The sequence below is a fragment of the Shewanella sp. KCT genome (assembly GCF_007636505.1).
In the GTDB taxonomy this organism is placed as follows: domain Bacteria; phylum Pseudomonadota; class Gammaproteobacteria; order Enterobacterales; family Shewanellaceae; genus Shewanella; species Shewanella halotolerans.
This window is the reverse complement of the sequence record NZ_LVDJ01000002.1, coordinates 203,626-217,155: the sequence shown is the minus strand read 5'-3', so window position 1 is coordinate 217,155 and position 13,530 is coordinate 203,626. Positions and strand designations below refer to the sequence as shown.

Genomic DNA, 13,530 nt, shown 5'->3' with positions numbered 1-13,530 from the left:
CAGCTTTGTTGAGCATTTCTAATGCGTTATCGTCAGCTTATGTAGATAACTACACTGCACTGGCTCTGCCTTGTACAAATGGTCAACAAGCTGCTGAAGAAACAAGCAGTAAAGAGCAACAGCCTCTAACCAGATTAAAATACAGTAATGTCTGTTTAGATAAACGCCGGTTTAGGTTAAAGTATCTGGCTCAAAAAAGGATTGTCCTTAATTAGCGATAGATACGATGACACCAGTAAAAGTTTATCTTGAAAATGAAGCAGAAACCGTTAGCTTAGGTCAAAGGCTAGCCAGTGCGATCAAGCCGCCATTTACCCTCTATCTGAGTGGTGAACTGGGGGCGGGGAAAACAACCTTTAGTCGTGGCCTCATTCAGAGCCTTGGGCATAAGGGGGCGGTGAAGAGTCCGACCTATACGCTGGTTGAGCCCTATGAGCTAGGTGATATTGATGTGTATCATTTTGATCTATATCGATTAAGTGATCCAGAAGAGCTCGAATTTATGGGGATTCGAGACTACTTTACCGAGTCGAGCCTGTGTATTGTCGAGTGGCCCGATAAGGGCGTCGGCCTACTGCCCGAGGCGGATCTGGCGATCCATATTCAGTATCATCAACAGGGCCGAGAGGTCATGCTGACGGCGCACTCACGCGCCGGAGAGATTTTGTTAGATAGTTTACATAATAATGATAAGAACTGAGTCACTAATAAAACGCCTATTATTGATTGTCTTGCTATGCATTCCTTCCATTGCCTACAGCGCAAATAAATTGGAAGGTGTGCGTATCTGGGCGGCACCAGAATCGACGCGGGTGGTGTTTGATCTGCGCGAGCCGCCAAAATATTCCCACTTCACCCTCACCAGTCCCTATCGCTTGGTGGTGGATCTGACGACCACGGCAACCGGGCTGGATCTCAATAAGATCGAGAACAACAGTAAGCTGGTTAAGCGGGTGCGTATCAGCAAGCCGCCCAAGAAGGGCACCCTGAGGCTGGTGATCGATCTGGTTAAGCCCGCCAAGGCTAACCTCTTTGCCCTGTCGCCTACGGCGCCCTATGGCAATCGCCTGGTGGTGGATCTCGAAGGGGGTAATCAGAGTCCTAAGACGGTAAAAGTCGAGCCTGAGCAGAAGCTTAGGGACATCATAGTGGCCATCGATGCCGGCCATGGCGGTGACGATCCCGGTTCCATCGGCCCCTCTGGTATCTATGAGAAGAAGGTGGCGTTGCAGATTGCCAAGAAGGTGGAGGCCAAGATCAACGCCACGCCGGGCATGCGCGCCATCATGACCCGTTCCGGTGACTACTTTGTCAATTTGAACAAACGCTCGGAGATCGCCCGCAACAGCAAGGCCGACCTGCTGGTGTCGATTCACGCCGACGCCTTTACCTCGCCTAAGCCTCAGGGGGCCTCTGTGTGGGTGCTGTCGATGCGCCGCGCTAACAGTGAGATCGGTCGCTGGTTAGAGCAGAAAGAGAAGCACTCTGAGCTGCTGGGTGGTGCCGGTGAGATTATCCAGAACGCGGATAATGAACAGTATCTGGCCATGACCCTGCTGGACATGTCGATGGACAGATCTATGGCGATCAGCCATAACATCGCCGGAGATGTGCTGGCTAATCTGGGTAAGGTGACTCGCCTGCACAAGCATAAGCCCGAGGCGGCCAGCCTGGCGGTACTCAAGTCGCCTGATATTCCCTCTATCCTGGTGGAGACTGGCTTTATCTCGAACCACAAAGAGGAACGCCTGCTGACCCAGAGGGATCACCAAAACAATATTGCCAATGCCGTCCACAAAGGCGTGGTGCGCTATTTCGAGAATAATCCTCCGGCCAATACCATGATGGCCAGTAAGAGCGGTATCAAACACAAGGTGACCGCAGGCGAATCACTGTCGGTGATTGCCCATCGCTATCAAGTATCAGTCGCCAGCATCAAGAAGGCCAACAAGCTCAAGTCCAACACCCTCTACATTGGTCAGAAGCTGATCATTCCCCGGGCCTAAGGAGCCAAGATGACCATACGTATTTTGCCTCCTCAACTGGCTAACCAGATTGCCGCCGGGGAGGTGGTAGAGCGTCCTGCCTCAGTGATCAAGGAGCTGGTGGAGAACAGCCTGGATGCTGGTGCGACCCGGGTCGATATCGAGATCGACAAGGGCGGCAGCAAGCTGATCAAGATCACCGACAACGGCTCAGGCATCCCCAAGGAGGAGCTGAGTCTGGCACTGTCCCGTCATGCCACCTCTAAGCTGGCCTCGTTAGACGACCTCGATGCCATCTTAAGCTTTGGTTTTCGCGGCGAGGCGCTGGCCAGTATCAGCTCCGTTTCCCGACTGACGTTGACCTCCCGCACGCAGGAGCAGAGCGAGGCCTGGCAGGCCTATGCCGAGGGCTCCGAGATGGCGGTTCGGGTGATCCCGGCGGCGCACCCTGTCGGTTCGACGGTCGAGGCGGCGGATCTTTTCTTCAACACGCCGGCCAGACGTCGCTTCTTAAAGAGCGATAAGACAGAATTTACCCATATCGATGAGTGGCTTAAACGTATCGCCTTGGTGCGCAGCGAGATCCATTTTACCCTCAAGCACAACGGCAAACAGGTGCGTAACTACCGCCCGGCCAAGACGGAGGCGCAGTATCTGCAGCGCCTGGCACAGGTCAGCGGCAAGGCCTTCGCCGACAATGCCCTCAGGGTCGATTGTAACCATAATGGCCTTAGCCTCAGCGGCTACATTCAGTCGCCATTTAGCGAGATGGCGGTTGGCGATACCCAATATTTCTATGTAAACGGCCGCCTGGTACGTGATCGCCTGGTCAATCATGCGGTGCGTCAGGCCTTTGCCCAGCAGCTGCAAGGAGAGCAGGTCGCCTTCGTGCTCATGCTGAATCTGGATCCCCATCAGGTGGATGTCAACGTGCATCCGGCCAAGCATGAGGTGCGCTTCCACGAGAGCCGATATGTGCATGACTTTATCCTGCAGGCGCTGGAATCGGCGCTACGTCAGTCGAGCGAACTCGCCTTCGAGACCGCTCAGAACAGTCAGGTAAAAGACCAGGATAGATCGGCTTTCTATATTCGTCCGCTACAGACGCAGCAAAGTGACACAGATTCCAATCAGATTGCGCTTGGCGAAACTGAAGAACCCGCAGTAGGGAGTGCGAATGAACGGCCTGCCTATGGCGAGCGCGAAGCCAGTCGCCAAGCAGCTGGCCAGAGAGTGCAAGAGGCCCAGATGAGTGGCTATGGCGGCGGTCAGTTTGCTGGGCGAGGACGTAGCTATGCAAGTGCGGAGCTTCCTAGCCAGGCAGCGGTCGATAGTTATGCCCAGCTGATGACCACTCCCGGCGTGTCGAGTCAACAGCGTGACAGCCATCTTCCGCCCATGCCTCAGGTGCTCGACGGTCAGTATTGGCTCTTGGTCAGGGGAAGTGAGCTGGCGATATTGAGTCTTAGCTGTGCGGCGCGCGAAGTGACCCGCCGCGAGATTGAAGCCAAGCTGGATGCTGGGCTGATTGGTCAGCCGCTGTTGATGCCTGTGTCGGTCAAGGTGGATGAAGATTGGCAGCAAACCTTGGTCGAAAGAGAGCTTTTGGTCAGAAAATTGGGCTTAGAGCTAACTATTCGCCTCGGCCAGTTGATAATTAAAAAAGTGCCCCCATATCTTAGGCAGAGTCAGCTGGCGAGTGTGATCCCTGAGTTTCTCCAGTGGATTCGCTTCGAAGAGCCGACAACTGAAGCCCTGGTTAACTGGTTGGTGAACCAGTCGGGTGAACAGTTTAATTCGGCGAGTCGACTCTGGGCCGACCTCATGGGACTGCCCGAGTCGCAGCAGCAAGAAATTTTATCTTTGGCCAAGGTGATGCCTTGGCAAACATGGTTAGGTGAGCAAACGAGTGAATAGCGAGAGTCAGCCGACAATTATCACCCTGATGGGGCCGACGGCGTCGGGTAAGACAGCGCTCGCGATGGCATTGGCCGAGCAGCATAACTGCGAGATCATCTCGGTCGACTCGGCGCTCATCTATCGGGGTATGGATATTGGCAGCGCCAAACCGACCCAGGAAGAGCTGAGCCGGGCGCCCCATAGATTGATCGATATTCGCGATCCGAGCGAGAGTTATTCGGCGGCGGATTTTCGCAGCGACGCCATCGCCAACATCGAAGCGATCCTAGCCGCGGGCAAGACGCCCCTGTTGGTGGGCGGCACCATGCTCTACTTCAAGGCGCTACTCGAAGGCTTGTCGCCTTTGCCATCGGCAGATGAGGCGATTCGGGCCGAGATAGCCAAAGAGGTCGAAATTAAGGGCTGGCAGGCGCTACATGACGAGCTGCGCCGAATTGACCCTGTATCGGCAGAGCGGATCCATCCTAACGATCCCCAGCGTCTGTCGCGGGCGATTGAGGTGTATCGGATTAGCGGTAAGAGCTTGACCGAGTTGACTCAGGTGAAGGCCGATGCCTTGCCCTATAAAGTGGCGCAATTTGGCATAGCACCGAAAGATCGCAAAGTGCTACACCTTGCTATAGCAGAAAGATTCAAATTGATGTTAAATCAAGGTTTCGTCGAAGAGGTGCAGCGGCTCAAGGCGCGAGAGGATCTGCATCTAGACCTACCTTCGATGAGATGTGTCGGATATCGCCAGGTGTGGCAGTATCTCGATGGGGAATATGACTATGATACTATGGTCGAAAAATCCATAGTTGCGACTAGGCAATTGGCCAAGCGTCAATTAACATGGTTGCGAGGATGGGCTGATCTAAATTGGCTGGAGAGTGGGGATGAATCTAATCTGGCGCGACTATTAGAGTATTGTCGCTAGCTAATTCATTCACTCTATATAATACTAAAACCAAACCAGAAATTGATGCTGTATTAGGTTTTAATTAATTTTAATAAAAAGGAAATTACATAATGGCAAAGGGGCAATCTTTACAAGACCCATTTTTGAACGCATTACGACGTGAACGCGTTCCGGTATCTATCTACCTAGTTAACGGTATCAAGCTTCAGGGACAAGTTGAGTCATTCGATCAGTTTGTTATTTTATTGAAGAACACTGTCAGCCAGATGGTTTATAAGCACGCTATCTCTACCGTGGTGCCTGCGCGTCCATTTAACGTGAGCAGCCATCACAACACGCCTAACCAGGCGGCGGGTTACAATGCACCACATGACGATAGCGCTGAGTAATTTCCTGAGGAGTTCGATTTTTGTTTGAACGCTATGAGGCGGGAGAAGCTGCAGTACTTGTCCATATCGACTTTTCAGATGAAGACAGTAGGGAAGATATTACCGAACTTCGTTTATTGGTCGAGTCGGCAGGCGCTGAAACCGTTGGCGTGATCACGGGAAGTCGTCGTTCTCCAGATAGAAAGTATTTTGTTGGTACAGGTAAAGCGGAAGAGTTGGCAGCCATGGTTGCCGCCACTGACGCCAATGTGGTGATTTTTAACCACGCCCTGAGTCCTGCACAAGAGCGTAATCTTGAGCTGATCTGTCAGTGTCGGGTCTTAGACCGTACGACGCTGATTTTGGATATTTTTGCTCAGCGCGCCAGGACTTATGAGGGTAAGTTGCAGGTGGAGCTAGCGCAATTGCGCCACATGTCAACGCGCCTGATTCGTGGTTGGACTCACCTTGAACGGCAAAAAGGTGGTATCGGCCTGCGGGGACCGGGTGAAACTCAGCTGGAAACCGACAGACGTCTGCTGCGTGGTCGTATCAAGACTATCAACAAACGGCTGGAAAAGGTCGATAAACAGCGTGAACAGAGTCGCCGGGCGAGGCAGCGAAGCGAGCTCGCGACCGTGTCTTTGGTGGGGTACACCAACGCCGGTAAGTCGACCCTATTTAACGCCTTGACCGTCTCCGAGGTCTATGCCGCCGACCAGCTGTTTGCGACACTGGATCCGACCCTGCGTAAGTTAGACTTACAAGACGGTTCGGTCATTTTGGCCGATACGGTCGGTTTCATCAGACATCTTCCCCATGATCTTGTGGCGGCGTTTAAAGCCACCCTACAGGAAACCCGCGAAGCGGATCTTCTGCTGCATGTGGTCGACAGTGCTGATGAAAATATGGGCGACAATTTTGAACAGGTACAATTGGTACTTAAAGAGATTGGCGCCGAAGAGATTCCACAGTTGATCGTCTGTAACAAGATAGATCTGTTGGAAGATGTGGGACCTAAGATCGACTATGACGGCGATGGGGTTCCTACGCGTGTTTGGGTTTCGGCCCAGCAGAGTCTAGGCTTGGATTTGCTCGAAAAGGCCATCAACCAGTTGGTTGGACGGGCCATATTGGAGTTTACCTTGCGAATTCCGGCGACGGCCGGGCATTATCTTGGTCAGTTTTATCGACTGGATGTGATACAGCAGAAAGAGTATGACGATCTGGGGAACTGTATCTTGTCTGTTCGTTTGTTGGAGGCCGATTGGCACCGATTAGCGAAGCAGAGCCAAGGGGAGTTGGAAACCTTTATTGTTGAAACCGCAGCAATAGAGTAGTTTTTAGTAATCTCGTTTATTTCATACACCTATGGAGTGCTAAATGGCTTGGAACGAGCCCGGTAACAAGGGTCAAGACCCTTGGGGAAACAAGAACGGCAATGACAAGGGGCCGCCAGATCTCGACGAAGTATTTAAGAATATTTCGAAGCGTTTTGGGGGTAAAGGAAATGGCGCTGGCGGTGGATTCAGCGCGCTAGGTTTTATCATTGTATTAGGCATCGCCGTTGTCGTATGGGGCCTCTCAGGTTTCTATACGGTGAAAGAAGCCGAAAAGGGTGTGGCGCTACGCTTTGGCAAGTACATTGGCCAAGTGGAGCCGGGCCTACAGTGGAAGGCGACCTTCATCGATGAAGTCTTCCCGGTGAACGTGAGCAACGTTCGCTCAATTCCAGCCTCTGGCAGCATGCTCACCGCCGACGAGAACGTTGTCCTGGTGGAGCTGGATGTACAATATATTGTGGTCGATCCTTATCGCTATTTGTTTAGCGCGGTCGATGCCAATTCGAGCCTGCGCGAAGCCACCGATAGCGCGCTGCGTTATGTGGTGGGCCACAACAAGATGGATGACATTTTGACGACTGGTCGTGATCAGATCCGTCGTGATACTTGGGAAGAAGTTGAGCGTATCATCAAGCCTTACAACCTGGGTATTGAGATTCGTGACGTGAACTTCTTGCCGGCACGTCCGCCGGAAGAGGTGAAAGACGCCTTCGATGACGCTATCGCGGCGCAGGAAGATGAGCAGCGCTTCATTCGTGAAGCCGAGGCTTATTCTCGTGAGATCGAGCCTAAGGCGCGCGGTACTGTGCAGCGTATGGAGCAGCAGGCAAATGCTTATAAAGAGCGTGAAATCCTAGAGGCTCGCGGTAAGGTGGCTCGCTTCGAAAAGCTGTTGCCTGAGTATAAGGCTGCGCCAGAAGTGACACGTAACCGTCTGTACATCGACGCCATGTCTAAGGTCTTATCGGGTACCAACAAGGTGCTGGTGGACTCAAAGGCGGGCAATAACATGATGTATCTGCCACTGGATAAGTTAATGGAGCAGCGTCCACAGACCAAGACCAGCAAGCCTGTCGAGGTGGATACGGTCAATGACTCAGTTAACAGCATAGTAAATAGTGTTGGCATGCCGTTAGATGGAAGGCCTTCTCGTAGCGACCGCACTCGCCAGGGGAGAAACTAATCATGGGTAGATTATCTGTTATTATTGCGGCCATCTTAGTCGCTATGGGTCTATCGTCCCTGATGGTGGTCAACGAGGGTGAACGCGCTATCGTGTCGCGCTTTGGTAAGATCATCAAAGATGAGGGCGTAACCCGCATCTATAAGCCGGGTCTGCATATTAAGCTGCCGGTGATCGATAAAATCAAGTATCTCGACTCTCGCATCCAGACCATGGATGGCGCGGCGGATCGTTTCGTCACATCGGAGAAGAAAGACTTGATGGTCGACTCTTACGTGAAGTGGCGCATCAAAGATCACGAGAAGTACTATCTCGCGACCAATGGTGGTAACAAGGTTCAGGCGGAATCTCTGCTCCAGCGTAAGATCAACAACGACCTGCGCACCGAGTTTGGTCGTCGTACCATTAAGGATATCGTCTCTGGAAGTCGTGACGAGCTGCAGCAAGATGCGCTCAGAAACGCCTCTGACAGCGCCCAGGACCTGGGGATCGAGGTGGTCGACGTGCGTGTTAAGCAGATCAACCTACCTGCCAACGTGAGCTCAAGTATCTACCAGCGTATGCGCGCCGAGCGTACCGCTGTGGCGAAAGAGCATCGTGCTCAGGGTAAGGAGCAGTCTGAGATCATTCGTGCCAAGACAGATGCGAGTGTGACCATACAGATCGCAGAAGCCGAGCGTAAGGCGCTTCAGGTTCGTGGTGAAGGTGATGCCGTGGCCGCTAAGATCTATGCCGATGCTTATAAGAAAGATCCTGAGTTTTACTCTTTCTTACGTAGCCTAGAGGCTTACCAGGCGAGTTTTGGTAACGGTTCTAACGTTATGGTGCTCGAGCCAGAAGGCGACTTCTTTAAGTATATGAAGGACGCCAACGCTAAATAGTTCTCATTGAGGATTATTGAGATTAAAGCCCGACGAGTTCGGGCTTTTTTATCGCTTACTTCTGCAAGTTACTAATTTAGTTTTGATTGTTATTCTCGTTTACCATTTTATCAGGTAAAATCCTGACAGTTTTAAGCCGCTCTTGCTGCCCATTTTCTTCTAGAATGAGCAATTTCCTAACATAGTTAACTTTGTGCTTTGTTTTACTATGATCTGCTTCTAATTTTTGGCTATAATGAGCCCCGCCTCAAATTTGATTTTTGCGCTTTGGGGTAAAACCCCAAATTCAAAAATTTTTAAAACAAAAATTCCAACACTCTCTGGAGATAAGTGGATGAGCAATGCGCCAGTCGATACCGGACGTCGCAGATTCCTGACCGCAGCAACCGCCGTAGTGGGTGGTGCTGGTGCCGTCGCTGTAGCGGTTCCTTTTATAAAGTCGTGGAATCCGAGTGCCAAAGCGAAAGCTGCAGGTGCGCCGGTAGAAGTAAATATTAGTAAGTTAGAGCCGGGTCAGCTGATCCGTGTTGAATGGCGTGGAAAGCCTGTATGGGTTGTCCGCCGCACTGAAGAGATCTTAAAGGGTCTTGCTACTCACGATGATCAGTTACGCGATCCAGCGTCTAACGAAGAGCAACAACCTGCCTACGCGCAGAACGCCGTACGCTCAATCAAGCCTGAGTACTTTATTGCCGTTGGTCTGTGTACGCATTTAGGTTGTTCTCCAACGTATCTGCCTGATACATTCGGTGAACAGGTTGAAGGCGTCGCTTCTGGTTTCTTCTGCCCATGTCATGGCTCTAAGTTTGATATGGCTGGTCGTGTATTCCAGGGTGTTCCAGCGCCGTTGAACCTAGTTGTTCCACCTCATCAATACATTGATGACGGCAACGTGATCATCGGTGTCGATCAGGGGGCTGCATAATGGTTAAGAATATTATCGATTGGATTGATGCGCGCATCCCAATGACGGCGACCTACAACCGTCACGTAGGTCAATATGCGACGCCGACCAACTTCAACTTCTGGTACTTCTTTGGCTCGCTAGCCATGCTAGTACTGGTCAACCAGCTGCTGACCGGTATCTGGTTGACCATGAACTATGTACCAACCGCAGAAGGTGCCTTCGCCTCTATCGAATACATCATGCGTGATGTCGAGTACGGCTGGTTGTTGCGTTACATGCACTCCACCGGTGCATCGGCCTTCTTCGTGGTGGTTTATCTGCACATGTTCCGTGGCCTTATCTACGGTTCTTATCAGAAGCCTAGAGAACTGCTGTGGCTGTTCGGTATGTTGATCTTCCTCGTACTGATGGCTGAAGCGTTCATGGGTTACCTGCTTCCTTGGGGACAGATGTCTTACTGGGGCGCACAGGTAATTATCTCTCTGTTTGGTGCTATCCCTGTTATCGGTGACGACCTGACACTATGGATTCGTGGTGACTTCGTTGTTTCTGGTGCGACACTGAACCGCTTCTTCGCGCTACACGTTATCGCGCTGCCATTGGTGCTTGTGGTTCTGGTGTTCCTGCACCTGATCGCTCTGCACGAAGTGGGTTCTAACAACCCAGACGGTATCGAAATCAAGAAGAACAAAGATGAGAATGGCTGGCCGAAAGACGGTATCCCATTCCACCCTTACTACACAGTAAAAGATATCATGGGCGTCGCTGGCTTCCTGATCGTCTTCTGCTACGTATTGTTCTTCATGCCTGAAGGCGGTGGATACTTCCTCGAGAAGCCAAACTTCGAAGCGGCTAACCCGATGAAGACACCTGAGCACATTGCGCCAGTTTGGTACTTCACTCCATTCTACGCCATCCTACGTGCGATTCCTGACAAGCTGTTAGGGGTTGTGGGTATGGGTCTAGCGATTGCCGTACTCTTCGTTCTACCTTGGTTAGATCGTTGTAAGGTTAAGTCAATCCGCTACCGTAGCATGATTCATAAGCTGAATATTGGTCAGTTTGCCGTATCTTTCGTTATCTTAGGCTACCTGGGTGCCGTACCTGCGACGCCAACGCTGACAATTGCTGCGCGTATCTTCACTCTGACATACTTCGGTTTCTTCTTAGCACTGTGGTTATACAGTAAGAATGAGAAAACTAAGCCTGTACCAGAGAGGTTGACCCACTAATGAAAAAATTACTGATTGCATTAGTTACATTAGTACCATCTCTTGCGTTTGCTGCAGGTGGTGCCCATGTTCATCTAGAAAGTGCTAACGTTGACCTGAAAGACAAAGAGTCACTGCAACGTGGTCTGGATACTTTCCAGCACTACTGCTCAGGCTGTCACAGCACTCAGTACCAGCGTTACAACCGTGTAGCCGAAGACCTGGGTATCTCAGTTGACGATATGCGTAACAAGTATATGCTCAATGCCGATGCCAAAGTGGGCGACCTGATGGAAAATGCGATTCCTGAAGTCGACGCGGCGAAATGGTTCGGTGCCGCGCCACCGGATCTGACTCTGGTTGCACGTGTACGTGGCGAAGACTGGATCTACACCTACCTGAAGAGTTTCTACAAAGATGAGACTCGTCCATTTGGTGTAAACAACACAGTCTTCCCGTCAGTGGCTATGCCGCACGTACTGCAAGAGCTGCAAGGTCTGCAGGTTAAGCAAGAAGACGGTAGCTTCGTTGCTACTGGTGGAAAGCTGACTGCAGAAGAATATGATCAAGTCGTTCGTGACATCACAGGCTTCCTGGTTTACTCAGGCGAGCCGGTAAAACTTGAGCGTGAAAGCTTAGGTTGGTGGGTAATGGGCTTCCTGTTTATTTTCTTTATTGTGGCCTACCTCTTGAAGAAAGAGTACTGGAAAGATGTACACTAACCCCCAATAGAGGTTAGAATATATTATCCGCATATTATAAACGGGGGGCTTTGCCCCTCGTTTGTTTTTGCTTTTTTAGCTTTCATATTTAAATCTTGGAGGGTATCAATGGCTGTTGCTGCCAATAAACGCTCAATCATGACCCTGTTTTCAGGCGCCGACGATCTCTATAGCCATCAAGTCCGTATCGTCTTGGCGGAAAAGGGAGTGACTGTCGATGTTCTGCAGGTGGATCCTAGCGATATGCCTGAAGATCTTATTGAGCTAAACCCATACAACACAGTGCCAACTTTGGTTGACCGTGAGTTGGTGCTTTATAACTCGCGCATCATCATGGAATACCTGGATGAGCGTTTCCCGCATCCACCTCTGATGCCTGTCTACCCGGTTTCCCGCGGTCAGACGCGTCTGATGATGCACCGTATCGAAAACGACTGGTATAGCCTGGTCGATCGCATCCGTAAGGGTGACCGTGCCGATGAGGCGCGTAAAGAGCTTCAGGAGAGCCTGACCTCTATCGCCCCTATCTTTAACGAGATGCCTTACTTCATGGCCGAAGAGTTTGGTCTGGCCGACTGTTACCTGGGCCCACTGTTGTGGCGTCTGCCTGTACTGGGCATCGAGCTGGACAGCCGTACCGCCAAGGAAGTTAAAGCCTACATGACACGTCTGTTCGACCGTGACTCATTCAAGGCGTCTTTGACCGAGGCTGAGCGCGAAATGCGCATGGGTATCTAAGATGAAACCTATGACCCCTAACCGTCCTTACCTGTTACAGGCCTATTACGACTGGCTCATGGATAACGAGCTGACCCCTCATGTGGTGGTCGACGCTTATGTGCCCGGTACCCAAGTACCGCAGCAGTATGTGAAAGATGGACAGATAGTGCTTAATATTACCGCCAGTGCCGTGGGTAATTTGCAGATAGGTCATGACTTCATCGAGTTTAATGCCCGCTTCGGCGGCGTACCGCAACAGGTGGTACTGCCTATGGCCTCGATTGTCGCCATCTACGCCAGAGAAAATGGCGCAGGCACAGTGTTCGATCAGGAAGAAGCCTATCAGCTCGAGGCCGATGCCCGCGATCTGGGCCTCTCAGTGGTCGATGAGCCTAAGACGGAAGAACCGGCTGTGGCCGAGGCTTCTGCCGAGAAGGACAAGCCGAAACGTCGCGGTCATCTCACCCTGGTGAAATAACCGGCGCGAACGAGAAAAAACCAGCTTAGGCTGGTTTTTTTGTGCCCGAGAAAAGACAGGCATGCTTGGGGGCATAGCAGGAGGTAAGCCCAAGGCATCAGTAGAATGGATGATCCTGCCTGGACTCTGTGATAGCATCTGCACCAGAAAAATGTGGCGCAACTCACACCCAATATACACGAGCACTCTATTCATGATCCTGATGATCGACAATTACGACTCCTTTACCTTCAACCTGGTGCAGTATTTTCAGCAGTTGGGGGAGGAGATTGTGGTCAGGCGCAATGATGAGCTTAGCCTCGCCGACATCCAGGCACTAGCGCCGAGCAGGCTGGTGATCTCACCGGGTCCCTGTTCGCCTAACGAGGCCGGTATCTCCCTTGAGGCCATTAAGGCCTTCGCCGGTAAGCTGCCCATATTGGGGGTCTGTCTCGGTCATCAGGCGATCGCCCAGGTCTTCGGGGCTCAGGTGGTGCGTGCCAAGCGGGTAATGCATGGCAAGACCAGCGCCATCGCTCATACTGGCAAAGACCTGTTTGCTGGGCTGAATCAGCCGCTCACCGTCACCCGTTATCACTCCCTCTTGGTCGAGCAACTGCCCAAGGACTTTACTCTGGATGCCTGGTTCGACGACCCGGTACACGGCAGGGAGATCATGGCCATGAGCAGGCCCGAGCTTGGCCTGTTTGGCGTGCAGTTTCATCCCGAATCTATCCTCACCGAGCAGGGACTCGAACTGCTGGCAAATTTCGTCAAGCAGAGCATTCCTTCCAGTAAATAAAACGGTGCTTGAGTCCAGCGCCATGAGCGAATTAGGCCCATTCTTTTTCAAACTGTTACAAGTTTTATCCCGCCCACATCCTCGTCCCACTCCCATTTTGTGATATAAAAGGCAGCAAAATAACAAGGCTGGG

At 51.7% G+C, this 13,530-nt stretch carries 14 protein-coding genes; all 14 read left to right on the top strand.

Translation table 11 applies throughout. The features are described from left to right. Positions 1 to 226 precede the first annotated feature (226 nt). Complete coding sequence (tsaE, locus tag AYI87_RS03795) at positions 227 to 700, top strand: tRNA (adenosine(37)-N6)-threonylcarbamoyltransferase complex ATPase subunit type 1 TsaE (protein ID WP_144199746.1); 474 nt, start codon at positions 227 to 229, stop codon at positions 698 to 700. Beyond that, positions 687 to 2,006 (top strand): N-acetylmuramoyl-L-alanine amidase, encoded by a 1,320-nt coding sequence (locus tag AYI87_RS03790; RefSeq protein ID WP_144199744.1) that lies wholly within the window; start codon positions 687 to 689, stop codon positions 2,004 to 2,006. The genes tsaE and AYI87_RS03790 overlap by 14 nt, the downstream gene beginning before the upstream one ends. A gap of 9 nt (positions 2,007 to 2,015) precedes the next feature. Then, positions 2,016 to 3,902 carry a DNA mismatch repair endonuclease MutL gene (gene mutL, locus AYI87_RS03785; protein WP_144199742.1) on the top strand — a complete coding sequence of 629 codons (1,887 nt, stop codon included), beginning with the start codon at positions 2,016 to 2,018 and terminating at the stop codon, positions 3,900 to 3,902. Beyond that, positions 3,895 to 4,821, top strand: a complete 927-nt coding sequence (gene miaA / locus AYI87_RS03780) for a tRNA (adenosine(37)-N6)-dimethylallyltransferase MiaA (protein WP_144199740.1) — start codon at positions 3,895 to 3,897, stop codon at positions 4,819 to 4,821. The genes mutL and miaA overlap by 8 nt, the downstream gene beginning before the upstream one ends. 92 nt (positions 4,822 to 4,913) lie before the next feature. Beyond that, positions 4,914 to 5,192 carry an RNA chaperone Hfq gene (gene hfq / locus AYI87_RS03775; protein ID WP_144199738.1) on the top strand — a complete coding sequence of 93 codons (279 nt, stop codon included), beginning with the start codon at positions 4,914 to 4,916 and terminating at the stop codon, positions 5,190 to 5,192. Positions 5,193 to 5,212: 20 nt separating this feature from the next. Continuing rightward, the gene (gene hflX, locus AYI87_RS03770; protein ID WP_144199736.1) at positions 5,213 to 6,511 is read left to right on the top strand and encodes a ribosome rescue GTPase HflX; all 1,299 of its coding nucleotides are present in this window, start codon (positions 5,213 to 5,215) and stop codon (positions 6,509 to 6,511) included. Positions 6,512 to 6,554: 43 nt separating this feature from the next. Beyond that, complete coding sequence (hflK, locus tag AYI87_RS03765; RefSeq protein ID WP_144199734.1) at positions 6,555 to 7,697, top strand: FtsH protease activity modulator HflK; 1,143 nt, start codon at positions 6,555 to 6,557, stop codon at positions 7,695 to 7,697. Positions 7,698 to 7,699: 2 nt separating this feature from the next. Next, complete coding sequence (gene hflC / locus AYI87_RS03760; protein ID WP_144199732.1) at positions 7,700 to 8,578, top strand: protease modulator HflC; 879 nt, start codon at positions 7,700 to 7,702, stop codon at positions 8,576 to 8,578. A gap of 334 nt (positions 8,579 to 8,912) precedes the next feature. Further along, a complete protein-coding gene (gene petA, locus AYI87_RS03755; RefSeq protein WP_041508372.1) occupies positions 8,913 to 9,503 on the top strand; it encodes a ubiquinol-cytochrome c reductase iron-sulfur subunit in 591 nt (196 codons plus the stop codon). Next, positions 9,503 to 10,717, top strand: coding sequence for a cytochrome b (locus tag AYI87_RS03750; protein ID WP_144199730.1), 1,215 nt, complete (start codon positions 9,503 to 9,505; stop codon positions 10,715 to 10,717). Before petA ends, AYI87_RS03750 begins: the two co-directional genes overlap by 1 nt. Beyond that, a complete protein-coding gene (locus AYI87_RS03745; RefSeq protein WP_144199728.1) occupies positions 10,717 to 11,418 on the top strand; it encodes a cytochrome c1 in 702 nt (233 codons plus the stop codon). The genes AYI87_RS03750 and AYI87_RS03745 overlap by 1 nt, the downstream gene beginning before the upstream one ends. Positions 11,419 to 11,526: 108 nt before the next feature. Then, the gene (gene sspA, locus AYI87_RS03740) at positions 11,527 to 12,156 is read left to right on the top strand and encodes a stringent starvation protein SspA (RefSeq protein ID WP_011864379.1); all 630 of its coding nucleotides are present in this window, start codon (positions 11,527 to 11,529) and stop codon (positions 12,154 to 12,156) included. A 1-nt stretch (position 12,157) separates the two neighbouring features. Further along, the gene (locus AYI87_RS03735; RefSeq protein ID WP_144199726.1) at positions 12,158 to 12,616 is read left to right on the top strand and encodes a ClpXP protease specificity-enhancing factor; all 459 of its coding nucleotides are present in this window, start codon (positions 12,158 to 12,160) and stop codon (positions 12,614 to 12,616) included. Positions 12,617 to 12,809: 193 nt separating this feature from the next. Then, complete coding sequence (locus AYI87_RS03730) at positions 12,810 to 13,397, top strand: anthranilate synthase component II (RefSeq protein WP_144199724.1); 588 nt, start codon at positions 12,810 to 12,812, stop codon at positions 13,395 to 13,397. Positions 13,398 to 13,530 lie beyond the last annotated feature (133 nt).

Excerpts from the sequence above, each read along its gene's own strand:
- tsaE (WP_144199746.1), top strand. The coding sequence starts at position 227 with ATGACACCAGTAAAAGTTTATCTTGAAAATGAAGCAGAAACCGTTAGC.
- AYI87_RS03790 (WP_144199744.1), top strand. The coding sequence starts at position 687 with ATGATAAGAACTGAGTCACTAATAAAACGCCTATTATTGATTGTCTTG.
- mutL (WP_144199742.1), top strand. The coding sequence starts at position 2,016 with ATGACCATACGTATTTTGCCTCCTCAACTGGCTAACCAGATTGCCGCC.
- hfq (WP_144199738.1), top strand. The coding sequence starts at position 4,914 with ATGGCAAAGGGGCAATCTTTACAAGACCCATTTTTGAACGCATTACGA.
- hflK (WP_144199734.1), top strand. The coding sequence starts at position 6,555 with ATGGCTTGGAACGAGCCCGGTAACAAGGGTCAAGACCCTTGGGGAAAC.
- hflC (WP_144199732.1), top strand. The coding sequence starts at position 7,700 with ATGGGTAGATTATCTGTTATTATTGCGGCCATCTTAGTCGCTATGGGT.
- petA (WP_041508372.1), top strand. The coding sequence starts at position 8,913 with ATGAGCAATGCGCCAGTCGATACCGGACGTCGCAGATTCCTGACCGCA.
- AYI87_RS03750 (WP_144199730.1), top strand. The coding sequence starts at position 9,503 with ATGGTTAAGAATATTATCGATTGGATTGATGCGCGCATCCCAATGACG.
- AYI87_RS03745 (WP_144199728.1), top strand. The coding sequence starts at position 10,717 with ATGAAAAAATTACTGATTGCATTAGTTACATTAGTACCATCTCTTGCG.
- sspA (WP_011864379.1), top strand. The coding sequence starts at position 11,527 with ATGGCTGTTGCTGCCAATAAACGCTCAATCATGACCCTGTTTTCAGGC.
- AYI87_RS03735 (WP_144199726.1), top strand. The coding sequence starts at position 12,158 with ATGAAACCTATGACCCCTAACCGTCCTTACCTGTTACAGGCCTATTAC.
- AYI87_RS03730 (WP_144199724.1), top strand. The coding sequence starts at position 12,810 with ATGATCCTGATGATCGACAATTACGACTCCTTTACCTTCAACCTGGTG.